The organism is Prevotella sp. CAG:592 (genome assembly GCF_000436015.1).
Taxonomy (GTDB): domain Bacteria; phylum Bacteroidota; class Bacteroidia; order Bacteroidales; family Bacteroidaceae; genus Prevotella; species Prevotella pectinovora.
The window spans coordinates 1-24821 of record NZ_FR892544.1 but is presented as its reverse complement, the minus strand read 5'-3'; the positions used below and the strand labels follow the sequence as shown (position 1 = coordinate 24821).

The following is a 24821-nucleotide window of genomic DNA, read 5'->3' as shown; positions in this document are numbered from 1 at the left end:
CCAGTTGGGCAAGCACCGTGCCCAATTTCAACCCGAATCGGTCATTAGGCCGTTCAATGTGATATTATACAAGAAAAATTTCTTGTTTCTCTCTAAAATGGTTATCTTTGCAGCGAATTCAGGTTATATAGCCAAATTGTGAAATGAGCAAGAAAAGAAGAAAGTCCGGCAGACGCATTGGTCTGCAGGCGATAACGCTATGTATAAGTACCGCAATGGTACTGATTTTATTGGGAATGGTGGTAACCTCCGTGCTTACGGCGCAGAATCTCTCCTCTTATGTGAAGGAGAACCTCACTGTGACGATGGTGCTGAGCGAGGAAGTCACCGATCCGCAGGCAAGGCAGATGACCGTTGCCCTGCAGAAGCTGCCCTATGTACACCGTGTGACCTACGTCAGCAAGGAACAGGTGCTGAAGGAGCAGACTGCCGCCATGGGCACAGACCCGAGCGAGTTTATCGGTGAGAACCCCTTTGTCGGTTCCATGGAGCTGCAGCTCAAGGCGGATTATGCCAATAAGGACTCGCTGAAATGGATTACCAAGAATCTTAAGGCTGACAGCAAAGTGACCGACATCACTTATCCGCAAGACCTCATGGACAGTGTGAACGACAATCTGCAGCGCATCAACCTGGTGCTGCTGGTGCTTGCCGTACTGCTCTCCTTTGTGTCGTTCTCGCTGATAAACAACACCGTGCGCCTCGCCATGTATGCCCGCCGTTTTCTGATCAACACGATGAAACTCGTGGGAGCGTCATGGGGATTCATACGCTGGCCGTTCGTCAGAAACGCCATGTGGCAGGGACTGCTCGCCGCGGTGCTCGCCGATGCGGTGCTTGCCGGTGGAGTGTATGCCCTGTATATGTATGAGCCCGATGTGCTCGTGGTGCTCACATGGCAGGTGATGGCGATTACGGGAGTGTCGGTGCTGCTCTTCGGACTGCTCATCACGCTCTTCTGCTCATGGCTCTCGGTGAACAAGTTCCTGAGGATGAAAGCCGGAGACCTCTACAAGATTTAAGGCCCCTTGGCTGGCTCCAGCCTTAAGCGCCACTTCCCGGCCCTTGTCGGGATTAAATAAGACATACATTAAAAACGTTACATAATAATGGACAAGAGAAATTTTGCATTTGACCGCGTGAACTTCATGCTTATCGGCATCAGCATGCTGATAGTGATAGTCGGCTTCATATTGATGAGCGGCGGCGGTTCGACCGAAGAAAAGTTCGACCCCGAGATATTCAACACTATGCACACTACCGTAGCGCCTATAGTATGCTTCATCGGTTTCGTGTCGATGATATACGGAGTGATGAGAAAACCTAAAGACGATTAAGGCATAACATAAGGAATAGAAATGAATTGGTTTGAAGCATTGATCCTCGGTCTCGTGCAGGGACTGACGGAATACCTGCCTGTGAGCAGCAGCGGCCATCTGGCTATCAGCGCCACACTCTTCGGAGTGAACGGTGAAGACAATCTCGCATTCACTGTAATGGTGCATGTGGCAACGGTGCTCAGCACCCTCGTGATACTGTGGAAGGAGATTGACTGGATCGTGAAGGGCGTGTTCAAGTTCAAGATGAACGAAGAGACGAAATATTTCCTCAATATCCTCATCTCAATGATACCGGTCGGCATCGTGGGCGTGTTCTTCAAAGACACCGTGGAGGAGATATTCGGTTCCGGACTCCTCATCGTGGGCTGCATGTTGCTCGTAACAGCATTGCTGCTGATATTCTCATACTACGCCAAACCACGCCAGAAAGAGAAAATCAGCCTTAAAGATGCCTTCATCATCGGTCTCGCACAGGCAGTGGCAGTGATGCCGGGACTCTCACGCTCCGGCAGTACCATAGCTACAGGACTGCTGCTCGGCAACAAGAAAGAGAAGCTGGCACAGTTCTCCTTCCTCATGGTCATTCCTCCAATCCTCGGTGAGGCATTGCTCGACCTGCTCAAGGGACTCAAAGGCGAGCAGGCCTTCGGCGGAGTAGACACACTGCCACTCGTGGTGGGCTTCTGCGCTGCATTCATATCCGGATGCTTCGCCTGCAAGTGGATGATAAACATCGTGAAGAAAGGCAAGCTCGTATATTTCGGAATATATTGCGCCATCGCCGGTGCGGTGACCATAATCTGCTCATTTGCATAACAGAAAAGAACAGACATACAGATGAACTTCAACAAAGGAGAGATAATCTGCATCGACAAGCCATACCGCATGTCGAGCTTCGGGGCACTTGCCCACATCCGTTTTTTGATTTCAAAGAGGATGGGAGTGAAGAGGGTGAAGACCGGACATGCCGGCACACTCGATCCGCTTGCCACCGGAGTCCTCATCCTATGCACTGGCAAGGCTACCAAGCGCATCGATGAACTGCAGGCGCACACCAAGGAATATACCGCCACGCTGCAGCTCGGTGCCACGACGCCAAGTTTCGACATGGAGCACACCGTTGACCACACCTATCCCACGGCGCACATCACACGTGAACTGATAGAGGAGACGCTGCCAAAGTTCGTGGGAGAGATACAGCAGGTGCCGCCGGCATATTCGGCATGCAAGATAAACGGAGACCGCGCCTACAAGCTCATGCGCGAAGGCCAAGACGTGCCGCTCAAGGCCAAGACCCTGCGAGTGGACGAGATAGAGATGACCCACTTCGACGAAGAGGCAATGCAGCTGTCTGTCAGAGTGGTATGCGGCAAGGGGACATATATCCGCGCCCTGGCACGCGACATCGGAGAAGCTCTCGGCAGCGGAGCCTATCTCACAGCCCTGCGGCGCACAAGGGTGGGCGACGTGAGAGTGGAAGACTGCATCACGCTGGATGACTTTCCGCAGTGGCTCGCTGAGCAGGACATAGAGGAGAACACAGAAGAAAATTGAAAATATATAAAGGTAAAGCAAGAATATGAAACTATCGCAATTCAAATTTAAACTTCCAGAGGAGCTTATCGCACTTGAACCGTCATACCATCGCGACGAGTGCAGGCTGATGGTGGTACACCGCAAGTCGGGCACCATCGACATGTTTCAGAAAGACGATAAGGGACATGAGCTGAAGGATGCAGACGGCAACCCCGTGTACATGGACTTCCGCAACGTGCTCGACTATTTTGATGAGCACGACGCATTCATATTCAACGACACGAAAGTCTTCCCGGCACGTCTCTACGGCACGAAGGAGAAGACAGAGGCAAAGATTGAAGTGTTCTTGCTGCGTGAGCTAAACGAGGAGATGCGCCTGTGGGACGTGCTCGTGGAGCCGGCAAGAAAGATAAGAATAGGCAACAAGCTTTTCTTCGACGAGAGCAGTTCGATGGTGGCAGAGGTGATCGACAATACCACAAGCCGTGGACGCACACTGCGATTCCTCTACGATGCACCACACGATGAGTTCAAACGCGACCTCTTCGCGCTCGGTGAGGCTCCGCTGCCACACTATATCGTGGACAGGAGAAAAGCCACCGACGAAGACCTGGACAGATTCCAGTGTATATTCGCAAAGAATGAGGGAGCTGTCACAGCACCGGCAAGCGGACTGCATTTCAGCCGTGAGCTGATGAAGAGGATGGAAATCAAGGGCGTGAACTTCGCATTCATCACCCTGCACTGCGCACTCGGCAACTTCCATAGCATAGAGGTGGAAGACCTCACCAAACACAAGATGGACTCCGAGCAGATGCACATCGGAGCCGAGGCATGCAGCGTGGTGAACGAGGCAAAGCGCAATGGCAGACATGTATGCGCCGTGGGTACAAGTGTGCTCAAGGCTACAGAGACCGCCATCGGCACAGACAAGATGCTGAAGGAATATGAGGGATGGACAAACAAGTTCATCTTCCCTCCATACGAATGCGGACTCGCCGACACTATGATTGCCAACTTCTATCAGCCGATGTCGCCGCTGCTCATGGCAACATGCGCTTTCGGAGGATACGAACTGATAATGGAGGCATACAAGAAGGCAGTGGAAAACGGCTACAAGTTCGGATGCTATGGTGACGCCATGCTGATTTTGAACGACTGACGCAGATGATAGCATATCTTTCTTTGGGAACAAACCTCGGCGACAAACGCAAGAACATCGCCGAGGCAATAAAAAATATCGGAGAGCTGGTTGGCGACGTAGTGCGCCAGTCAGCTCTTTATGAAACGGAGCCTTGGGGCTTCAGGTCAGACAACCGCTTCGTCAACGCTGCCGTATGTGTGGACACACAGCTCTCACCCCGCCGGCTGCTCGAAGTGACACAGCGCATAGAGAGGGAGATGGGGCGCACGCTGAAATCCGGCGGCGGTGAATACCACGACCGCATAATCGACATCGACATACTGCTCTATGGCAACCTGCATATCGATGAACCCGACCTGAAGATACCGCATCCGCTGATGCACGAGAGAGACTTCGTGATGACGCCACTCAATGAAATAATGGAGGAATAACAAGAAATGGGTATAGAAAAAGGTATATTCAAGAGAATGGAACTGCTCGTCGGCGAGCGTGTGATGCAGAAAACCGCTGAGGCACGGGTGATAATCTTCGGCGTAGGCGGAGTGGGCAGTTGGTGTGCCGAGAGTCTTGTGAGGTCTGGAGTCAGACATCTCACCATCGTCGACTCCGACAGGGTGTGCATAACCAACGTGAACCGCCAGCTCATGGCAACCACCAAGACCATCGGACGGGTGAAGGTTGAGGTGCTCAAGGAACGACTGCTGGAGATAAACCCTACGGCAGAAATCGTTGCCCTGCAGAAAATCTACGACGATACCACTGCCGGCTCTTTCAATATCGGCAGCTACGACTATATCATCGACGCCATCGACAGTCTGAAAGACAAGGCATTGCTGATTCTGGAGGCTTGCAAGACCGATTCGGTGCTTCTCTCCTCTATGGGAGCAGCACTGAAGATGGATGCGAGCAAGATTGCCGTTGCCGAATTCTGGAAGGTGAAAGGCTGTCCGTTGGCACGTGCGTTGAGAAACAAGTTCCGCAAGATGAAGGTGCGTCCGGCACATAAGTTCAAATGTGTATACAGCGATGAGCTCCTGCATAATCTCGGCACCAGCTTCACCTGCGGTACAGACCAGTGTGTATGCTCCAACAAAGAGGAGGTGTCCGGCGACCCTGCGCTTGCCGACCATAACTGGAACAATTCCAAAGCGCAGATAAACGGTACTGCGGCACATATCACGGCGATTTTCGGTTTTACCCTCGCCAGCCTCGTAGTAAACGACCTCTATCAGAAGGGACTTGCCGAGGCAAAAGACGCGGAATGATAGGTCTTGGTATCTTCGCCTTTGCGTGAACATTAGCGTGTCAGATTCTAATTTCCCCCCAGGGGGATAAAAACGAAAAAGCCACCCGTTTGGGTGGCTTCTGTATTTTGTATAACATTACTGACATTCACTTTCTTTTCTTTCTTTTTTGACCGTTACCCACGTGCCTGTTGCTGTATTTACAGCAAACAGGTGTGACTAACTAAAATCAAACAACTAATCTTACCTAAATCTATAATAACCTAACTAATAATCGTTTTCAATCCCCTTGGGCATCATTCAATCCTTGAAAAACAATCTTTTATCTTTACCTTAATCCTTTTTCCCACCGCTTTTCATAGCGGGGGAATCATACCTATCTTCTTCGTTATCCTTGCCGTCGAGCGGCTTTAAACAATCCTTTACCACTAATTACCTATTTCACAATCTTTCATTACCTAATATTTCTATGGTCTTTCTGTTATCCTTATCTTTATTATCATCAATGACCAACTTTGTTATCCTCAATCTTCATTACCTGAAAAACTATCGTTTCCTTGTTTCTAATACCTTTCTGGTCATCTCTGCGTCTTTGTTATCCTTACTTCAATCTTTGTCTTTTACCTTTCTAATAACCTATCTTCAATCTTTTTACCTCTTACCTCTAATAACCTATCTGTTTGTTATTTCTTCTATTGGCGTTGTGGAGGTCTTCTTGTGTGCCTCCTTGTTTGTTTTGACGTTGCAAAGATAGTATTGTTTGCGCACAAAACAAACAAAAACATGCTAAATAACATACTTTTCCATAATATCTTGATGTAAATCAAAGTATTTTTGTTATCGCACACAAATGCAAACGATTTCTTCTTTTTTCCTGTTGTGTTCATTGGGTTAAAAGACAAACAAAATCACTCTTCTAAAAAAAACAATATCCAAGCAAGCCCTAATGTCCCGATGTGGGTTAAACTAAAAATAGGAAGACAGCATGTAGTCATGCCGGCTCCCTATTTTATGTTTTTGTTATCCTTTGTCCTTTTTACCTGTCTATGTCGATGCAAAAATATGAAATAAAGGTGGATGTTGTATCGCTTTCCGCCTTAAATCATACGTAAACGATTACATGCCAGACAGAGGCTTACTTGTCTACGCTCACCTTGTGGTTCATCCATTTCCCCCTGTAGATGCGAATGAGGAAGATGATTCCGCGGAACGTCAGTTCTATCGCCATTGCCGACCACACGCCAGCCAGTCCGTATTTCGGTGCCAGATAAGCAGCGAGCGAGAGGCGTATGAGCCACATGCTGCCGAAGTTCATCACCGACGGAATCTTCGTGTCGCCGGCTCCTATGCAGATGCAGTTGCCCACGATAGCTGCGGCGAACATCGGTTCGGCAAAAGCCTCTATGCGCAGCGCTCCGATGCCGAGCACTCTGATTTCCGTCACCGGTGTCATGATGCCTATCATTTCTGGTGCAAAGCAATACATTATAGCTCCCATCACCGCCATTATCATCATTCCCAGAGCCAGCGTCATATATGCGAACCGCTTCGTCAGGTCGTGTCGCTGCGCTCCCATGCTCTGTCCTATCAGCGTAGTGGCAGCCTCGCCGATGCCATATCCCGGCATGTAGCACAGGCTCTCTGCCGTGATGGCGAAGGTGTTGGCGGCGATGGCAAAGTTGCCAAGCGGCGCCACGATCATGGTGCTCACTATCTGTGCGCCGCTCATCAGCATATACTGTATCGCCATCGGAAAACTTATTCTTATGGCATTCTTGATATATCCGCGGCATGGTCTCCATATCCATCTCTCCCCTTTGAGCGATATTATCGGAGCCTTCCTCACGGCAATCCATATCAGAATCAGTCCGGTGACGAGAAACGCCAATGCCGTTCCCACGGCGGCACCCGTCAGTCCGAGTCCCAGTCCGGGCATGTGTATCGTCGTTCCCAGTATCGTGATGTCTCTCGTCGGGAATATGGCGATGAAATTGAACATCACGTCGAGCAGACACATCAATACGCTCATCATGCTCGGTATCTTCATGTTGCCCGAGCTTTTCAGCATTGCCGACGCCATCATGCCCACCATATATATAGGTAGGGCGGTGCTGTAGACCAGGAAATAGCTTGTCGACAGCGGAGCGATGTCGCTTCCGCCTCCGAGCCAGTAGGGCAGAGGCTTTGCTATTGCCGCTCCTAATGCCATGAACAGCAGCGACATGACGGTCATCGCCATCAGTCCCAGACGGAACACCTGTCGCGTCTTCTTCTCATCGTTGGCACCTATGAAATGTGCCGCCTGCACCGAGAATCCCATTATCGCCGCCGATGCCAGTCCGCCGAACAGCCATGTAGTGGTCTCTATCAGTCCTATTGCCGCCGAAGCCTTCGCTCCGAGCGAACCCACCATTGAAGCGTCGATGAAGAACATGAGTATCGACGACATCTGAGACAGTATCGACGGTATGCTGAGCTGCACGATGAGGCGCAGCTTGTCGCCGTCGGTCATCTCCTGTCCGTTGCGGATCATCGCCAGCAACTTGTTCTCTTTAGCGTTCTTTTGTGACATATTGATATCTTAGTTGACAAGTTCCTATTTGTCTTCCCGTTCGTTTCCTTTCTCGTTCTTTTCTCTTTCCATGTCGCGTTTCGACTTGCTCTTTATCACGAGCCACACACCCAGACATACGAGCAATATGGCGATGCCCTTCTGCAGCGTCATCACACCCATGCCGGTCAGTATGCTGACCGTCACCGACACGGCAGGCTGCACATAGTTGTACACTCCCACCACCGTAGGGCGCAGCGTGCTCTGTCCTATCATCATGAGGATGTATCCGAGATACGTTCCGAAAACCACCACGAATGCCGATTCCCACAATGTCTTCGCCGGCACGCTGCCGAAGTCTATGCTTGCCACGTGTGGCATGGTGAACGGCAGGATGATGAGTGCAGCCCATGTGAACATCCATTTGTTCACCGTTATCACCGAGTATTTCCTCACCAGCTTGCTGAAGAGCGCCAGATAGAGGGCAAACGACAGCTGTGCCGCCATGCAGAGCAGGTCGCCACGCAGGTCGCCCACCTTGTCGCTCGTAGCCGCGGCGCTCGACATCACCAGTGCCACGGCTCCCGTGCATCCGAACAACACTCCCAGAGCCTTCTTTCCGGTGATAGGCTCCTTCAGTATTATCGCCGAGAGAATCATGGCGAAGATAGGCATCGAGGTGGTCACCACGCTGGAGTTGATGGGCGACGTGATGCTCAGTCCCACGGTATAGCAGCATTGGTTGGTCACGAGGCCGAAGATTCCGGCTGCTATGAACATCAACTTGTCTTTTGTCGGCACGTGCTCACGTGTAGTGAATAGTGATGTTATCCAGAACAGGACTGCTCCTCCTGCCACACGGAACGACACCATGTCGAGTCCCGTCACACCATGCGTCATGGCATCCTTGCCGAGCGGTGCCATCAGTCCCCAGAAAGCACAAGCAAGGAAGATGCTCAGGTGGGCAATCAAGACACGGCTATTGTTGCGTAAATTGTTCATTTTTTCCTTAATATCGTTAAATTGCGGCTGCAAAGGTACTTAATTATGATAGAAAACCTTATATTTGTAATTGATAAATCATTAAAATAGTTTGCTATGCAGAAATACGCGGATTACATACGTCAGATAGAGATAGACTCCCTTTGGAGCGGCAGAAAGCACGTGATATGGAATCTCGACAGAAGGGTGAACATATTGAGTGGAGTCAACGGCGTGGGCAAGAGCACCATTATAAACAAGGTGGTGAAAGGACTCTCTGCAGGCGGAGAGTTTCCGAGCCATCTCCTCAAAGGCGTGCATCTCAAGGTGAGTCCCGAGGATGCCAAATGGATACGCTTCGACATCATCCGTTCGTTCGACAATCCTATGGTCAACCAGGAACTGCTCAGCAAGGTGGGCATCAGCCTCGTCACCGAGCTCGACTGGCAGTTGTACGTGCTGCAGCGCAAATATCTCGACTATCAGGTGAACATCGGCAACCGCATCATCGCTGCCCTGCAGAGCGGAGAACCGGATGCCGCCGAGCGCGCCCAGAAACTGTCGGAGCCAAAGAAGAAATTCCAGGACCTCGTAGACGACCTCTTCGCCGACACCGGCAAGACCATCGTGCGCACGGCAAACGAGATATGCCTCACGCAGATAGGCGAGACCCTGCAGCCATACCAGCTGTCGAGCGGCGAGAAGCAGATGCTCGTCATCCTGCTCACGGTGCTGATAGAAGACCAGAAGCCATACGTGCTCTTCATGGACGAACCCGAGGTGAGCCTGCATGTGGACTGGCAGCAGCGCCTCATTGACATCATTCTGGAACTGAACCCCAACGTCCAGATTATCCTCTCAACCCACGCCCCGGCGGTGATAATGAACGGCTGGATGGACAACGTGACAGAAGTCAGTGACATCACCATGGACTGACCATCAGGAGGAAAGCTCTATGAACAAGCGACTTACCCATAACCTCACTTCCGCCTATATCGAGGCGGCAAACCGGCTCAACTCCAAGCGCTCCCGCAAGCGCATCGTGGCATACGTGGAGAGCTATGACGACGTGTTCTTCTGGCGCACCGTGCTCAGCCGCTACGAAAACTCCACACGCTACTTCGAAGTGATGCTCCCCTCGCACACCACCCTGGAGCGAGGCAAGAAGTCGGTGCTCATGAATGAGCTCGGCGACCGCCTCGGCGAGTGTATGATAGCCTGTGTGGATGCCGACTACGACTATCTCATGAACGGAGCCACGCCAACCTCGCGTGCGGTGATATCCAATCCCTACGTGCTCCATACCTATGCCTATGCCATAGAGAGCTACCAGTGTTTTGCGCCGTCGCTACACAACGTCTGCGTGATGGTAACCCTGAACGACCATTCCATCTTCGACTTCGAAGACTACATGCGGCAGCTCAGCGAGGCGATATTCCCACTCTTCGTATGGTCGATATGGCATTATCGCAGAAGCATATACGGACAGTTCACCATCACCGACCTCAACCGCATCGTGGAACTCGGCGGCTTCTCCATCCACAACCCGCAGTATTCCATCGACAACATGCGCCGTAAGGTGCACAACAAGGTGAGACAGCTGCAGCAGCGCCATCCTGAAGCCAAGGAGTCGTATCTCGCCCTGAAGAGCGAACTCATCAGGATGGGCGTCACGCCGCAGACCACATATATGTATATACAGGGTCATCACCTCTTCAACAAAATTGTGCTACCGATCCTGGGGCGCGTGTGCAACATCCTCGTGCAGGAGCGCGAAGGGGAGATACGTCGGCAGGCGGTACACGACACCCAGCGGCGCAACGAACTCTCGTGCTACACCAACAGCATTCAAGACATCACGCAGATGCTGAAGAAGAACATGGGATATATGGATTCCGAACCCTTCAGACGCATTCTTGCCGACGTGGAACGCATCTTGGGAGGTGCACACAATGAAGAGAATGTGCAAAGACAAGCACTCTAAACATTCAAAAACACAATAAAAAGTCATTTTTCTGCACATAATCCCTTGTTTATGTGCAGAAAATTATACCTTTGCACCGTTTTTTCAGCAAACTAAGCGGCATTTGCCGTATGCTTAAACACCGATAAGGCGCATAGGAGACGAGTCGCTCCGTCCGGAAAAGCGGTGGCTCGGCAAGCCGGAATCGGATTAATTTCAAACAAATCATAACAATAGAAAATTATGTCTTTTAATTTATTGAAAGGAAAGCGCGGTATTATCTTCGGCGCATTGAACGACGCGTCTATCGCGTGGAAAGTAGCAGAGCGTGCCGTAGAAGAAGGCGCTCAGATCGTGTTGACAAACACGGCAGTGGCTTGCCGCATGGGTACCATCGACGAGCTCGCCAAGAAGACCAACGCTACCATCATCCCTGCTGATGCGACATCGGTGGAGGATCTCACAAACCTCTTTGAGAAAGCCCAGGAGGCAATGGGAGGCAAGATTGACTTCGTGCTGCACTCTTGTGCCATGAGCGTTAACATGCGCAAGAAGCGTACATACGACGATCTCGACTACTCTTTCCTGAACAAGACTCTCGACATCTCGGCTATATCATTCCACAAGATGCTGCAGGCTGCCAAGAAGCTCGACGCCCTGAGCGAAGGTGCTTCCGTGCTCGCCCTCACATACGTGGCTTCACACCGCACATTCTTCGGCTACAACGACATGGCAGACGCCAAGTCGCTGCTCGAATCCATCGCCCGCAGCTTCGGATATATCTATGGCCGCGAGAAGCACGTGCGCATCAACACCATCTCACAGTCGCCTACCTTCACCACTGCCGGCAGCGGCATCAAGGGTTTCGACGGACTCTACGACTTCTCCGACCGCATGTCGCCACTCGGTAACGCCAGCGCTGACGAGTGTGCTGACTACTGCGTAGTGATGTTCTCCGACCTCACCAGGAAAGTCACCATGCAGACCCTCTTCCACGACGGAGGATTCTCAAGCATGGGTATGTCGCTACGCGGCATGACGCAGTACAACAAGTCGTTCATCGACGAGAACCGCGACGAGAACGGCAAGATCATCTACGGATAATCCGCTGCAATCAGCATAACCTCATAATCCCCAAACGGTCATTAGGCGGTCTAATGACCGATTTTGGATAAATACGACACACCCCATTCTCTCTGGCATTCCAGTTGAGGATGGGGTGTGTTTCATTATGTTTGTTGGTATATACCAGTTGTTTTCAAAGGCTGAAATACAGACTTTTGATTACTAAAATACAAGTTTCATTCCATGGAAACTTTGGGCACAGTTTTGGGCACCACCCGTGCCCACTTGGGGAAAGGTGCTTGCCCATGTTGAGAACGCTGCTTGCCCCACTCGGGCAAGCGTGCTGCCCATTTCCTGAAGTTTTGTTATCTTTTCCAATGATTGTGGCTTGGTGATTTGTATCTTTGCTCTTTGATAATGGCAATATACTGCTTTTTATCCAATAATTGTGCTGTAGTGGATAAAAAAGCCGGTTTTTATCCACTACGATGCTATTTAGTGGCGAAAAAAATAATAACTAGTTATGATTTGATGAGAAATGGAAAAATTTCGTGCTGGCAAACCATCCAGACAATTGAAAGCAATTGTCAGGTCTGTATTTGTCTGTATGCCAGTGTATTATGAGGTAAAACCAGACAATCTGACAGTTTTGGACGAAATTTTGTTTTTTCCTATTTTTAGACGAAATCAGTCAGCAGCCACTTCCATACAGGCACTACATCAATATACAGTTTGTCTTCGACGATGTGGTCCTTTTCGTCGTATTTGCATGATTTTATTTACCGCTAATAAATAAAAACAGGTGATTTTGTTTACTGTCAATAAATAAATTGTGGCTTTGTGCCGGGCATGTGGTATGGATATTCTTGTCAAAAAAGCAAGAATCGGAATATGCCAGATACGTTTGACATATTCCGATTCTGTTGGTTGGGTCATGAGTATGCCGTCGCTATTGCGACAGGTTGCTCATTCTTTTGCCGTCCGGTCCTTGTCTTCAAGAGAAGGACGTGGCGGGTATTAGTTGTCTGCACCGAAGAGAGGATCCTCTGGCATTACCATTATAGGCTTCTGGTCGGCGAGCTTCAGGATTTTCTCAGAAGCATATTTTCTGTCCACTACGAGACGGAACATATACTCGTTGAACCACTCGTTGGTCATAATCAGACAGCCCTTGTGTCCCCACTCAGGTCCCCAGCTGTTCTCCACCTTCCACTTTGTAGGTTTGCCCTGAGCGTCGAGGTCGACAGCCACGAGAGTCATGGCGTGTGTAGAACCGCTGTCGAATGTGGCGATGCGGTCAGCCTTGTTCATTGGGAATGTTGTAGAGAAGAGCGAACCGTAGTCGAAGTTGTTGATGTCGCTGTATCCGCGCTTGCCGTCGAGGAACTTGCCCACGTCGTAAGAGCTGTACATCTTCTTGCCGTCCTTCAGAGATGCGATGGCGAGGTTGGCAATCTCGTCCATAGGCAGGTTGAGATATTTCCAGTTGTGTCCGTCGTATGTGTGGCGGTCGAAGTCCACCTCGTAAGTCTTGTAGTATTCGCGGCGAGGGTCGTTCATTACCATGATGAATGTGCCGTTGAGAGTCTCCTTGCCGGTCAGTTCCTTGAAGAACGACTTAGGAGTGTATTTCTTGGCCTCCAGCGCCTTGCCGTTCTTGTCTTTGAAAGCGAATGTGAACTCTGTCACAGGCTCGCCGAGAGTGAGTTTCAGCATGTGGTAGATAGTGCCGAGCATGTTGGTCTTCTCAGTCTGGATAGCCTGCTTGGATTTCTTCTCAGCCACCATCTTGCGCAGCTTCAGTCCGTATTCGCGCAGTTTTGAAGATACGAGAGCAGCCATCTTGCTGGTGTTCTCAGCAGAGTAAGTCTCCGGCATCACGCTTGTCGGCACCACGCCATACTTCTCAGTGAGGTCGGCAACACCGCAGAAGGTACCGCCGTCGTTGATTGGGTTCTTGAAGAAGAACTGCACTCTTGTGTCGTCCATAGGCTTGCCGGCGCAGTCGATCACTCCCTGCAAGAAGAGGTTAGCTTTCTCCAACTGGTCGTAGAAGAAGAGGTAGTCCTGTGAAAGCTCCACCTTGAGCGAGTCGCTCTCGTGTGCGAAGTTACCGCGGATCACGTTGAATCCGCTGAACATCCAGCATCTTCCGCTCTGCTTCTGGTTCATGATGCTCTGCGCCTTGGTCTCCACGCTGAAGTGAGTGTCGAACTCTCCTGCATTGGCGAAGTTCTTTGCCAGGTCGTTGATGTTGTTGGCTGCGATGGCGTTGAAGATAGCCTTGTCTGCCGCACCCTTCGACTGTGATCCCTTGATCTGCTGGAGCATCTGCTGCGAGATGCCGCCGTCTTTCTTCTGTGCCGATACGTTCATCGACATTGCTGCGAGCATCAGGCCCGCGAGGAAAATTTTCTTGTTCATTTTTCTTTTATCTGTTTATATTGTTTTTCTCTTGTCATTCTGTGTTTTGCATGTCTGCAATATGCTGTCGGTTAACAGGTGAAACGTTTCGCCCGTATGCTTCTTCTGTCGTTCTCAGCTTCTCCTATTGTGGCGGAACTCTCGTAGAATTGCACTTGTGGACAGTCGGGCGGCAGGTTTCTTTGCCGTGTGTTTTCCCTTTTTGCCTTATTTGTCAAAGTTGTTTCCATTCCAGCAATCCCTTGCCCAGGTCGTCGAGTTCGATGGCGAGGGCTATGGTCTTGCGTTTGTCAGCTTTGAACGGCTCGGTGTAACGATTGTCGGTTATTTGCTTTTCGGCAGCGTTGACACCTCCGTTCTTCGTGAGTTTCAATTCCATTACATATATAAATGTACTGTTTTCAGCCACGATGTCAATCCTTCCTGTAGAAATCATTTTCTCCACTTCCACCCTCATGCCGATGGCATTCAATATAGTGCTTATGATGAGGCGGTAGCGCTCTTCCATATCCATGCTCGCAAGCTTCTTGTTGCTGTATGGCACATCGGCGACGAGCGCCTTCAGCTGTTTCATCGCCTCGGGCATGTTGCCGTTGTAGAGGTTAAGATTCAGGAAAGCCTGTGCCGACTGTATGTCGCTGCCTTTTCGCATCGCCAATGCAGGAAGAACCATCTCGTAGAGAGCCTGTCTCACCTCGTGGTTCGGTATGCCGAGCATGTATGTGCCTCCGGTGTATCCTTTTATCGTGAGGTATCCCGACTGATACATGAACAGCTCCGCTCCTCCACCGGTAACGTCGGAAGATTCTATTGTGGTGCTGATGATGGCGCATTGGTCGAGGTCTTTCAGCCTGATCTCCATGTCGTTGACAAACTTGGCGAGGATCGTTGTTGCACCGGAAGATGCCCAGAAACTCCGGAGTCTCTTGGACGACAGAGCGTGTACGAGACTGTATGGGTTGTATACATCAACCATATTGTCGATGCAGAAATGATATCCGTCATAATATGCCTTCAGCTGCCGCAAGGTTTCCTCCGTAGTCCATCCGTTGGCTTCAGCCATCTGGTTGATTTCAGGCATGAAATTGTCGGCAAGCTCCTGCTGCGTGATGCCGCAAATGCCGGCATATTCAGCATCGAAACTGATGTTCGACAAGTTGTTGAGTACCGAGAACAGTGAAATCTGTGTGAATTTCGTTATGCCCGTTATGAAGACAAAGCGCTCAATCTCGTCGAGAGTCTTCAATACAGAGAACACGCTGCGGTATACCCGTGTGCAATTCTCATGTTCCGGAGTCTTCCACGAATGCTGAAGGGGAGAGTCGTATTCGTCGATGAGAATCACCACCTGTTTGCCCGTCATCTTGTTTGCCGTTTCTATAATATTGCTGAAACGCACCGTGAGACTTGCCGTGTCGGGGAGTTTCGTTTCGTAGAGCTTCTCGTATTTTGAGAACACGAAGTCGAGATAAGCCTCAAGGTCTTTGGCGTTGTCGCTGCCGTTGCTCATGTCGAGGCGTATCACGGGGTGGCAGGTCCAGTTCTTTTCTATCTCCATGATTTTCAGACCCTCGAACAGTTCTTTCCTGCCTTCGAAATAGCATTGCAGAGTATCGACAAGCACCGACTTGCCGAATCGTCTGGGACGACTCAGATAGTCATACCTCGCCCCCTTATTGGCAAGATTCCATACCATTTCGGTCTTGTCAACATAGAGGTAGCCCTCTTCTCTGATTTTCTTGAACGACTGTATTCCTACAGGCAGTTTTCTCTCGTTTGTCTCCGTCATGACAGCTTTGTTTTTCATCGTTTTGCTCGCCGCTCTGCGGCACTGGCGGTAAGGCATTGCAAATATAAGACAATTATTCGACAGAGCAATGAAAAGCATTGAAAAATAGTTCATTATCATTGATTTGTCGGGAATGTGGAAGATTGAAGGCACTGTGATGGGGCTTTTGAAAAATAAATTTGCCATTGTCGGGAAAAATCAGTACTTTTGAAGAAATTTTCCTTTTTGCCAATTTGAGGCAGTCTGCCGTAGTGTGGAAGCCTGCCGATGGCGGGAGATGGAACAATGAGATAATACAAACGACATGAGTTTCGCAAGTGTGGGCTGCCCGCCATGTGGTAGTGGGGTTAACGCTTGCGGTGTCATGACAAACCACAGGTATCAGAAAATACATATATGAGCGACGAGACAAGAGATGACGAGACAAGAGACGACAATGAGTTGACCCGAAACAACGACGGCGATATGCCCGGAGACGGCGAAGCCATGGCAGCCGGCAGCGAGGACCAGCCGGCTGGCGAGGGCAGCGATGGGCAGACAGACAACGATGCCGACGACCAGCCTGCGGAGCATTCCGACTACAAGCCGACGAACCGCTTCGATGCCTCCGCCGTACATCACCTGAGCGGTATGTACAAGAACTGGTTTCTGGATTACGCCTCTTACGTAATCCTGGAGAGAGCCGTGCCGCATATCGAAGACGGACTCAAACCCGTGCAGCGACGTATCCTGCACTCCATGAAGCGCATGGACGACGGACGCTACAACAAGGTGGCAAACATCGTGGGACACACTATGCAGTTCCATCCCCACGGCGACGCCTCTATCGGCGACGCCCTGGTGCAGCTCGGACAGAAAGACCTGCTCGTTGACTGTCAGGGAAACTGGGGAAATATCCTCACCGGCGACCGTGCCGCCGCACCGCGATATATAGAGGCGAGACTCTCTAAGTTTGCCCTCGACGTGGTGTTCAACCAGAAGACCACCGACTGGCAGCTCTCCTACGACGGCAGAAACAAGGAACCTATCACTCTGCCTGCCAAGTTCCCGCTCCTCCTGGCACAGGGAGCAGAAGGAATCGCCGTGGGACTGTCGTCAAAGATACTGCCCCACAACTTCAACGACATCTGCGATGCCGCCGTGAGCTATCTCCATGGCGAGCCGTTCCAGCTGTATCCCGATTTCCCCACTGGCGGCAGCATCGACGTGGGCAAATACAATGACGGACAGCGAGGCGGAGTGCTCAAGGTGAGAGCAAAGATAGAGAAACTCGACAACAAGACCCTCGTCGTCCGCGAGATACCGTTCGGCAAGACTACTACAACGCTTATAGACTCAATACTGAAAGCAATCGAGAAGGGAAAGATAAAGGCGCGCAAAGTGGACGACAACACAGCCGCCGAAGTGGAGATACAGGTGCATCTCGCCCCGGGAGTGTCGTCGGACAAGACACTCGACGCCCTATACGCCTTCTCCGACTGCGAGATGAACATATCGCCAAACTGCTGCGTGATAGAGGACGACAAACCACAGTTCCTCACCGTCAGCGACGTGTTGCGCAGTTCGGTGGAGCGCACAAAGACACTCATACGCAAGGAACTTGAGATACGCAAGGCGGAGCTGCTCGAACAGCTGCACTTCGCGTCGCTCGAAAAGATATTCATCGAGGAGCGCATATATAAGGACAAGAAATTCGAGAACGCTCCCGACATGGACGCTGCATGCGCACATATAGACGAAAGGCTCACGCCATACTATCCTCAGATGATCAGAGAGGTGACAAAGGACGACATCCTGCGCCTAATGGAAATCAAGATGCAGCGCATCCTGAAATTCAACAAAGACAAAGCCGACGAGCTGATGGCGAAGATAAAGGCGGAGATAGACAGCATCGACCGCGACCTCTCGAACATGGTGGAGGTGACGGCAGCCTGGTTTACATACCTCAAGGAAAAATACGGCAAGAACCATCCCCGTCTCACCGAAATCCGCAACTTCGACACCATCGAGGCGACTAAAGTGGTGGAGGCGAACGAGAAACTCTATATCAACCGCCAGGAAGGCTTTGTGGGCACTGGTCTGAAGAAAGACGAGTTCGTGTGCAACTGTTCAGACATCGATGACATCATAATCTTCTATAAAGACGGAAAATACAAGGTGATAAAAGTTGCCGACAAGGTGTTCGTGGGCAAGAATATCATTCATGTAGCCGTGTTCAAGAAGAACGACAAGCGCACGATATATAATGTGGTGTATCGTGATGGAAAGCAGGGCAACTACTATATCAAGCGCTTTAATGTGCCTACCGTGACACGCGATCGCGACTACGACCTGACGCAGGGCAAACCAGGGTCAAGAGTGAACTATTTCACAGCCAATCCTAACGGTGAGGCAGAGATAATCAAAGTGACGCTCGACCCGACGCCGAAACTCAAGAACATATTCATAGAAAAGGATTTCTCGAAAATCCTCGTGAAGAGCAGAACGGCAATGGGAAACATACTGACGAAATACCCTGTGCACCGCATCTCGCTGAAGAGCCACGGACACAGTACGCTGGGTGGCAGGAAGGTGTGGTTCGACGCCGACGTGAACCGTCTCAACTACGACGACCACGGCACTCTGCTCGGCGAGTTCAACGAGGGCGAGCATATCCTCGTGGTGCTCAAGAGCGGAGAATACTATATGACCAATTTCGATGCCAACAACCACTACGAGGACAACATCATGAGGATAGAGAAATTCGTTCCTCATAAGGTGTGGTGTGCCGTGGTGAGGGATGCCGACCAGGGCGGAACGCCATATATCAAGCGTTTCCTTTTCGAGATGACAAAACGCAGGCAGAGCTATATCGGCGAGAACCCGAAGAATGAACTGCTGCTGCTGACCGACACTCCGGCTCCACATCTGCTTCTCACATTTGGCGGCAACGATGCTTTCAGAGGAACGCTGGAACTGGATGTCAACGAATTCGCCCTCGTCAAGGGATACAAGGCAAGAGGCAAACGACTCACCACCTTTGAACTTGCAAAGATCGAAGAACTGGAACCTGTGGCTGCCGAACCGGAGGAGTCTGAACCTGCTGATGGCGGCGATGTGCCGCCGGCAGATGCTGACGGGACAGCCGATAATAAGGCTTCGGAGAATCTCGACCCGGATGCAGGCAAGTCGAAACAGCAGATAATAGACGAGATAACAGGGCAGCTGAGTCTTTTCGATGAATGACGATGACACACGGCTTATACCCGATTCCCAATTGCGATACACAACAATGAAACATCTACGGCAGTATGTCAGGAAACCGCAGAGGATATTGCTTCTGGCAGTCCTCTCGCTTATGCTTCCGCCATTGTGCGGAAGCGGTCTGTCGTGTCATGCCCAGAGCAACGACAGCGTCGCCTGGTCAAGAGGCAAGGTGATAACGAACACGAGACTTCTGGGAGTGGGAGGCGTGAACGTCCTTGATACCTATCTCTCGCCGGAGAAATATTCGGGTACGGAGCTTCGTTACATATCACAGACTGTCCGCGGAAGCGAACATCGGAAGTGGCGCCGACTCATCGTGCATCAAGGCATGGCATCGTTTTCCCGCAACCGTGCCGACAATGCCAACGAAATGGCTGGTTCCTACGATTTCTGCTATGGTTTCCTGCGCCGATGGACGCTCTTCGGCGACAGACTAACCGTCAGAGCCGGCGGTATGGCGGATGCCAATATCGGATTCCTCTATAATACCCGCAACGGCAACAATCCGGCACAGGCTCGTCTGAGCTTCGACATCTCCCCAGTGGCGATGGCTGCATACAAGTTCACTGTAGCGGGAAAACCATTCACGCTGAACTATGAGGTGAGTGTGCCGCTCTGCGGACTGATGTTCAGTCCCAACTACGGACAGTCGTATTATGAGATATTCTCAAAAGGCGACTACGACCACAACGCAGTGCCCACGACATTCATCGCCACACCCTCGCTGCGCCACATCTTCTCTCTCGACTTCAACATTGCCAAGACGACTCTGCGCCTCGGATATATGGGCGACTACAGACAGGCAAAGGTGAACAATCTGAAATATCACAGTTACTCACATCTGTTCGTCATCGGAATGACGCGGACGTTCAGACTAACAAGACTGCAGCCATGAGAAAGATAACCCATGCATTGTTGCTGCTCGCCATGCTGCTCTCCGTGGCGGTGTCATTCCCGTCGTGTGTGGATGAGGAGGAGATGAGCGACACGCCACGCGGAAACTTTGAGGCGCTATGGAAGATTGTGAATGAGAGATACTGCTTTTTCGACTATAAACGGCAGGCATACGGTCTCGATTGGGATGAGGTACACGACCGCTATTCCCGTCAGATTGACGACAGGATGAACGACGAGCAGCTCTTCGAAGTGTTGGGAAACATGCTCGGCGAACTGCGTGACGGACATGTCAACATGTATGCCAGTTTCAATTCAGCACGCTATTGGCGATGGCATGAAGACTATCCCAAGAATTTCAGCGACTCGCTGGAGCGCCGCTATCTCGCCACCGATTATCGTATAGCCGGGGCGCTGCGCTATCGCCGTCTCGACGACAACGTGGGATACATCCGCTGCTCATCTTTTGATGCAGCCATTGGCGACGGCAACCTTGACGACGTGCTGATGTATCTCGCTCCATGCAATGCCCTTGTCATTGACATCCGCAACAATGGGGGAGGGCAACTCACTATGGCGGAGCGTCTGGCTGCACGGTTCATCAACAGTGAGACACTTGTGGGATATATGCAGCATAAGACAGGAACGGGACACTCCGACTTCTCATCCATGAGAGAACAGAGACTGAAACCGTCAGGCCGTCTGCGTTGGCAGAAGAAAGTGTTTGTGCTGACAAACCGTTCTGTATACAGTGCCGCAAACGAATTCGTGAAATACATGAAATGTGCTCCACAATGCATCGTTGTCGGCGACAAGACGGGGGGCGGAGCAGGGATGCCTTTCAGCAGCGAACTGCCAAACGGGTGGGGAGTGAGGTTCAGTGCATGCCCCATGTACAACCGCGACAGGCAAAGCACGGAATTCGGCATAGAACCAGATTACAATGTGCAGATTTCCGATGCCGACATGGCTCTCGGCATCGACACGATAATAGAATTTGCCCGTATGCTGGCAAGGCAATGAAACAGGCATTGAAACCCCATTTTGATAACATTTAACGAGAATGCGGCACGTAAATGTTGGAAAAAGTGTAACTTTGCAAAATGATTTCGTCAGAATAATGACGATTGACAATAAGAATACAGGCAATTAAGAATCAGGATACTGACATTTGACGGTCAGGATGCTGACAATTGAGAAAAGAAAATAAAACCTATATAAGATTATGGCACAAGAAGATGTTTTCAAGAAAATCGTCTCTCACTGCAAGGAATACGGATTCGTGTTCCCAAGCAGCGATATCTACGACGGACTGGCAGCAGTGTATGACTATGGACAGAATGGTGTGGAACTGAAGAACAACATCAAGGAATATTGGTGGAAGAGCATGGTGTTGCTCCACGACAACATCGTGGGCATTGACTCTGCAATCTTCATGCACCCTACGATATGGAAGGCCAGCGGACACGTTGACGCCTTCAACGACCCGCTAATCGACAACCGCGACTCAAAGAAGCGCTATCGTGCTGATGTGCTCATCGAAGACCAGATCGGCAAGTATGAGGAGAAGATAGAAAAGGAAATCGCCAAGGCACGCAAACGCTTCGGCGACAGCTTTGATGAGGCTAAGTTCCGCGAGACCAACCCTCGCGTGCTGGAGCATCAGAAGAAGCGTGACGACCTTCATGCACGCTACACAGAGGCAATGCAGGGACCAAACCTGGAGGCTCTGAAGCAGATTATCATTGACGAGGAAATCGTTGACCCTATCAGCGGAACAAAGAACTGGACCGACGTGCGTCAGTTCAACCTCATGTTCTCTACAGAGATGGGTTCCACTTCTGATGCGGCAAGCAAGATTTATCTGCGTCCTGAAACAGCACAGGGTATCTTCGTTAACTATCTCAATGTGCAGAAGACCGGACGTATGAAGATTCCATTCGGTATCGCACAGATCGGAAAGGCATTCCGCAACGAGATTGTGGCACGCCAGTTCATTTTCCGTATGAGAGAGTTCGAGCAGATGGAGATGCAGTTCTTCGTGAAGCCGGGCACAGAGAAGGAGTGGTTCTCGAAATGGAAGGAGTTCCGTATGAAATGGCATCAGGCACTGGGCTTCGGAGCCGACAATTACCGTTTCCACGACCACGAGAAGCTCGCTTTCTATGCCAATGCAGCTACCGACATCGAGTTCAAGATGCCGTTTGGATTCAAGGAGGTTGAGGGTATCCACAGCCGTACTGACTATGACCTGAAGCAGCACGAGAAATTCTCCGGCCGTTCAATCAAATACTTCGACCCACAGACAAACGAGAGCTATACTCCGTATGACATCGAGACAAGTATCGGTGTCGACCGTATGTTCCTCTCTATCATGTGTCACTCATACGAGGAGGAGAAGCTGGAGAACGGCGAGACACGTGTTGTGCTCAAGTTGCCGGCAGCACTCGCTCCGGTGAAACTCGCTGTATTGCCGTTGGTGAAGAAAGACGGACTGCCAGAGAAGGCTCGCGAAATCATCAACAACCTGAAGTTCCATTTCAACTGCCAGTACGACGAGAAGGACACCATCGGCAAGCGCTACCGTCGTCAGGATGCTATCGGAACACCATACTGCGTTACTGTTGACTACGACACACTCAAGGACAACTGCGTGACGCTGCGTTTCCGCGACACCATGGAGCAGGAGCGCGTAAGCATCGACGATCTCAACAGCATCATCGAAGACAAGGTGAGCATTGCAAGTCTGCTCAAGAAATTGCAGTAATATAACGATTATAGATGAAGAACAAATATTTTTTCGCCTTAGCCATCCTGTGCGGAATGGCACTCGGACTCGTCACGGCATGTAGCGAGACAGACAACGAACTGATTGAATATCCCAACTGGGAGAAACGCAACGTTGCCTATTTCGACAGTATCTACAATGTGGCGATAGAGAACAGAGACGGTATGTGGGATACCATACGCTGCTGGTCGATGAGCGAGAACAACACTACGCTCTCTCGCACGAACTATATCGTGGTGCACAAAGAGGAGGTGGGCACCGGAAGCGGTTGTCCGCTATACTCCGACTCCGTGCTCGTGCATAACCAAGGTAAACTGCTGCCTTCTACAAGCCATCCGCATGGATATTTCTTCGAGAAGAGCTACGAGGGAGACTTCGACAGCTACAATCCGCTGACGGCACGGGCAAAGAAATGGGCGGTAAACATATTGGTTGACGGATATGTCACAGCATTGCAGCGCATGCACATCGGAGACCGCTGGCGTGTGTATATGCCATGGACAATGGGATATGGCACAACGGATTACAATGGAATTCCGGCATACAGTGTGCTGATATGGGACATCAAGCTTCTCGGATATTATCATCCGGGAGCAGTAGTGCCCGATCAGAACGCCAAAGACCATGCTTCCTCTCTGTGGACAATGGAGTAGGGACGTTCCACTCTTCTGAAACAAATCCAAACCAGTCATTAGGGCTTACTTGCAAGCAGTCATACTGCTACTACAATAAGCGGCCGGCTGACCATTTCGGGATAAAGCCCAGGCAAGCCTGATATCTGGCTGATTGTGGCAAAATAATAACAGCCTAAGACAGTTGACATGTTCTCTGTCTTAGGCTGTTTGCGTTTTCTGTATTTTCGGCGTCAGACCGTTTGTATTTCCATTATCAGCATCGTTAGGTTGTTTGCGCTTCCATTATCAGCGTCGTCAGACCGCTTGTGCTCCAGTATCTGTGTCGTCATACTGTTTGTGTCTTCAGAATCAGCGTGGCAAGCTGAACTTGCCACGCTGTGATACCGGACAAATCGTTCGTGTATTAGAAGTGATATTTCGTACCGATGCTGAATCGCAGTTCCACCTTTATCGGACTGCAGCAGACGGATGTTTCGAGATTCTTTGTATACATTGTGGCTGAAGGTTCGAAATACAGTTCCGTATGGGGCGTCACCATGACACCGGTCTGGATGGCGGCGTGGATTCCAGGAGCGAAGTTCGATTACTTGACCTCGATTGCTTTCCTTTAGCGCTTTTGGTGGCTAAACCCCGAGCCGGTTCTCTATTCTGAAACCTAAAGTCCAAGCCCTAACGACCGATTTGGGATAAATGGCCTAACGGTCGTTTGGATTAAAATATAATATGGTGTTGCGGTCTTGTAGACATCTCTTTTCAGCGGGAAACAATCTTTTTTTAATGAAAGTGAAAAAAATATCAAGAAAAGTTTGGAAGTTTAAAATAAACTCCTTACCTTTGCAACCGCTTAATGAGAGCAAGGGCGTTTAGCTCAGCTGGTTTAGAGCATCTGCCTTACAAGCAGAGGGTCGGCGGTTCGAATCCGTCAACGCCCACCAAACTCTTCATCAAGCCTTGGTCCGATTCCAAGATACATAACAATCGGGCGTTTAGCTCAGCTGGTTTAGAGCATCTGCCTTACAAGCAGAGGGTCGGCGGTTCGAATCCGTCAACGCCCACCAAAAGCAAGACTCGTTATCCATCCGATAGCGAGTTTTTTTTATCCCAAATCCGTTGAACCACAATTATCATTGTAATCATTTGTGTAATTATCTTTGTAATTCGCGGAATTTTGTATCTTTGCATAAGATAAGCTGCATCTCAGCATAACAATCAAGCAAGCTT

At 50.5% G+C, this 24821-nt stretch carries 19 protein-coding genes and 2 tRNA genes; 17 read left to right on the top strand and 4 right to left on the bottom strand.

What is annotated here, in order from left to right; all coding sequences use genetic code 11:
- Positions 1–143 precede the first annotated feature (143 nt).
- The 7 genes from QVO99_RS03875 to QVO99_RS03845 all read left to right on the top strand — a co-directional run bounded on the left by QVO99_RS03875 (position 144) and on the right by QVO99_RS03845 (position 5285).
- Complete coding sequence (locus QVO99_RS03875; RefSeq protein ID WP_022316287.1) at positions 144–1022, top strand: cell division protein FtsX; 879 nt, start codon at positions 144–146, stop codon at positions 1020–1022.
- 87 nt (positions 1023–1109) lie between these two features.
- Complete coding sequence (locus tag QVO99_RS03870) at positions 1110–1337, top strand: DUF3098 domain-containing protein (RefSeq protein WP_022316286.1); 228 nt, start codon at positions 1110–1112, stop codon at positions 1335–1337.
- A 21-nt stretch (positions 1338–1358) separates the two neighbouring features.
- Entirely contained in the window at positions 1359–2156 is a 798-nt protein-coding gene (locus tag QVO99_RS03865) for an undecaprenyl-diphosphate phosphatase (RefSeq protein ID WP_022316285.1), read from the top strand.
- 21 nt (positions 2157–2177) lie between these two features.
- On the top strand, positions 2178–2894 hold the full coding sequence (truB, locus tag QVO99_RS03860; RefSeq protein WP_022316284.1) for a tRNA pseudouridine(55) synthase TruB: 717 nt from the start codon (positions 2178–2180) through the stop codon (positions 2892–2894).
- A gap of 25 nt (positions 2895–2919) precedes the next feature.
- The gene (gene queA / locus QVO99_RS03855) at positions 2920–4038 is read left to right on the top strand and encodes a tRNA preQ1(34) S-adenosylmethionine ribosyltransferase-isomerase QueA (protein WP_022316283.1); all 1119 of its coding nucleotides are present in this window, start codon (positions 2920–2922) and stop codon (positions 4036–4038) included.
- A gap of 5 nt (positions 4039–4043) precedes the next feature.
- Positions 4044–4451, top strand: a complete 408-nt coding sequence (gene folK / locus QVO99_RS03850) for a 2-amino-4-hydroxy-6-hydroxymethyldihydropteridine diphosphokinase (protein ID WP_022316282.1) — start codon at positions 4044–4046, stop codon at positions 4449–4451.
- A gap of 6 nt (positions 4452–4457) precedes the next feature.
- Positions 4458–5285, top strand: a complete 828-nt coding sequence (locus QVO99_RS03845; RefSeq protein WP_022316281.1) for a tRNA threonylcarbamoyladenosine dehydratase — start codon at positions 4458–4460, stop codon at positions 5283–5285.
- 1114 nt (positions 5286–6399) lie between these two features.
- On the opposite strand, the gene QVO99_RS03840 is transcribed toward QVO99_RS03845, so the two are convergent.
- Positions 6400–7836, bottom strand: a complete 1437-nt coding sequence (locus QVO99_RS03840) for an MATE family efflux transporter (RefSeq protein WP_022316280.1) — start codon at positions 7834–7836, stop codon at positions 6400–6402.
- 24 nt (positions 7837–7860) lie between these two features.
- Positions 7861–8817 carry a DMT family transporter gene (locus QVO99_RS03835; protein ID WP_022316279.1) on the bottom strand — a complete coding sequence of 319 codons (957 nt, stop codon included), beginning with the start codon at positions 8815–8817 and terminating at the stop codon, positions 7861–7863.
- A gap of 96 nt (positions 8818–8913) precedes the next feature.
- Here QVO99_RS03835 and QVO99_RS03830 point away from each other — a divergent pair, with 96 nt between their 5' ends.
- The 3 genes from QVO99_RS03830 (at position 8914) to QVO99_RS03820 (ending at position 11863) form a co-directional block, all read left to right on the top strand.
- Positions 8914–9732: an AAA family ATPase gene (locus tag QVO99_RS03830; protein WP_022316278.1), complete on the top strand. Its 819-nt coding sequence runs from the start codon at positions 8914–8916 to the stop codon at positions 9730–9732.
- 19 nt (positions 9733–9751) lie between these two features.
- On the top strand, positions 9752–10780 hold the full coding sequence (locus tag QVO99_RS03825; protein WP_022316277.1) for a DUF4435 domain-containing protein: 1029 nt from the start codon (positions 9752–9754) through the stop codon (positions 10778–10780).
- A gap of 222 nt (positions 10781–11002) precedes the next feature.
- Positions 11003–11863: an enoyl-ACP reductase FabI gene (locus QVO99_RS03820; RefSeq protein WP_022316276.1), complete on the top strand. Its 861-nt coding sequence runs from the start codon at positions 11003–11005 to the stop codon at positions 11861–11863.
- A 978-nt stretch (positions 11864–12841) separates the two neighbouring features.
- Here QVO99_RS03820 and QVO99_RS03815 read toward each other — a convergent pair.
- Both QVO99_RS03815 and QVO99_RS03810 read right to left on the bottom strand, forming a co-directional pair.
- Positions 12842–14248: a C1 family peptidase gene (locus tag QVO99_RS03815; RefSeq protein ID WP_022316275.1), complete on the bottom strand. Its 1407-nt coding sequence runs from the start codon at positions 14246–14248 to the stop codon at positions 12842–12844.
- A gap of 214 nt (positions 14249–14462) precedes the next feature.
- Positions 14463–16055, bottom strand: a complete 1593-nt coding sequence (locus tag QVO99_RS03810) for an ATP-binding protein (protein WP_288176939.1) — start codon at positions 16053–16055, stop codon at positions 14463–14465.
- 378 nt (positions 16056–16433) lie between these two features.
- Between QVO99_RS03810 and QVO99_RS03805 the strand changes: the two genes are divergently transcribed.
- From QVO99_RS03805 to QVO99_RS03775, 7 genes are all read left to right on the top strand, one after another.
- Entirely contained in the window at positions 16434–19262 is a 2829-nt protein-coding gene (locus tag QVO99_RS03805; protein WP_022316273.1) for a DNA gyrase/topoisomerase IV subunit A, read from the top strand.
- Positions 19263–19308: 46 nt separating this feature from the next.
- Positions 19309–20178, top strand: coding sequence for a DUF3316 domain-containing protein (locus QVO99_RS03800; RefSeq protein WP_288176938.1), 870 nt, complete (start codon positions 19309–19311; stop codon positions 20176–20178).
- Positions 20175–21200, top strand: coding sequence for a S41 family peptidase (locus tag QVO99_RS03795; RefSeq protein WP_022316271.1), 1026 nt, complete (start codon positions 20175–20177; stop codon positions 21198–21200). The genes QVO99_RS03800 and QVO99_RS03795 overlap by 4 nt, the downstream gene beginning before the upstream one ends.
- Before the next feature lie 202 nt (positions 21201–21402).
- Entirely contained in the window at positions 21403–22944 is a 1542-nt protein-coding gene (locus QVO99_RS03790; protein WP_022316270.1) for a glycine--tRNA ligase, read from the top strand.
- Positions 22945–22958: 14 nt separating this feature from the next.
- Positions 22959–23618 carry an FKBP-type peptidyl-prolyl cis-trans isomerase gene (locus tag QVO99_RS03785; protein ID WP_022316269.1) on the top strand — a complete coding sequence of 220 codons (660 nt, stop codon included), beginning with the start codon at positions 22959–22961 and terminating at the stop codon, positions 23616–23618.
- An 839-nt stretch (positions 23619–24457) separates the two neighbouring features.
- Positions 24458–24535, top strand: a tRNA-Val gene (locus QVO99_RS03780).
- Between the two features lie 45 nt (positions 24536–24580).
- Positions 24581–24658, top strand: a tRNA-Val gene (locus tag QVO99_RS03775).
- Positions 24659–24821: the final 163 nt, after the last annotated feature.

What these genes read in the sequence shown, in the direction of transcription:
- QVO99_RS03825 (WP_022316277.1), top strand. Translation starts at nt 9,752, where the DNA reads ATGAACAAGCGACTTACCCATAACCTCACTTCCGCCTATATCGAGGCG.
- QVO99_RS03830 (WP_022316278.1), top strand. Translation starts at nt 8,914, where the DNA reads ATGCAGAAATACGCGGATTACATACGTCAGATAGAGATAGACTCCCTT.
- QVO99_RS03865 (WP_022316285.1), top strand. Translation starts at nt 1,359, where the DNA reads ATGAATTGGTTTGAAGCATTGATCCTCGGTCTCGTGCAGGGACTGACG.
- QVO99_RS03845 (WP_022316281.1), top strand. Translation starts at nt 4,458, where the DNA reads ATGGGTATAGAAAAAGGTATATTCAAGAGAATGGAACTGCTCGTCGGC.
- folK (WP_022316282.1), top strand. Translation starts at nt 4,044, where the DNA reads ATGATAGCATATCTTTCTTTGGGAACAAACCTCGGCGACAAACGCAAG.
- queA (WP_022316283.1), top strand. Translation starts at nt 2,920, where the DNA reads ATGAAACTATCGCAATTCAAATTTAAACTTCCAGAGGAGCTTATCGCA.
- QVO99_RS03835 (WP_022316279.1), bottom strand. Translation starts at nt 8,817, where the DNA reads ATGAACAATTTACGCAACAATAGCCGTGTCTTGATTGCCCACCTGAGC.
- QVO99_RS03840 (WP_022316280.1), bottom strand. Translation starts at nt 7,836, where the DNA reads ATGTCACAAAAGAACGCTAAAGAGAACAAGTTGCTGGCGATGATCCGC.
- QVO99_RS03785 (WP_022316269.1), top strand. Translation starts at nt 22,959, where the DNA reads ATGAAGAACAAATATTTTTTCGCCTTAGCCATCCTGTGCGGAATGGCA.
- truB (WP_022316284.1), top strand. Translation starts at nt 2,178, where the DNA reads ATGAACTTCAACAAAGGAGAGATAATCTGCATCGACAAGCCATACCGC.
- QVO99_RS03815 (WP_022316275.1), bottom strand. Translation starts at nt 14,248, where the DNA reads ATGAACAAGAAAATTTTCCTCGCGGGCCTGATGCTCGCAGCAATGTCG.
- QVO99_RS03810 (WP_288176939.1), bottom strand. Translation starts at nt 16,055, where the DNA reads ATGAAAAACAAAGCTGTCATGACGGAGACAAACGAGAGAAAACTGCCT.
- QVO99_RS03805 (WP_022316273.1), top strand. Translation starts at nt 16,434, where the DNA reads ATGAGCGACGAGACAAGAGATGACGAGACAAGAGACGACAATGAGTTG.
- QVO99_RS03795 (WP_022316271.1), top strand. Translation starts at nt 20,175, where the DNA reads ATGAGAAAGATAACCCATGCATTGTTGCTGCTCGCCATGCTGCTCTCC.
- QVO99_RS03870 (WP_022316286.1), top strand. Translation starts at nt 1,110, where the DNA reads ATGGACAAGAGAAATTTTGCATTTGACCGCGTGAACTTCATGCTTATC.
- QVO99_RS03820 (WP_022316276.1), top strand. Translation starts at nt 11,003, where the DNA reads ATGTCTTTTAATTTATTGAAAGGAAAGCGCGGTATTATCTTCGGCGCA.
- QVO99_RS03800 (WP_288176938.1), top strand. Translation starts at nt 19,309, where the DNA reads ATGAAACATCTACGGCAGTATGTCAGGAAACCGCAGAGGATATTGCTT.
- QVO99_RS03875 (WP_022316287.1), top strand. Translation starts at nt 144, where the DNA reads ATGAGCAAGAAAAGAAGAAAGTCCGGCAGACGCATTGGTCTGCAGGCG.
- QVO99_RS03790 (WP_022316270.1), top strand. Translation starts at nt 21,403, where the DNA reads ATGGCACAAGAAGATGTTTTCAAGAAAATCGTCTCTCACTGCAAGGAA.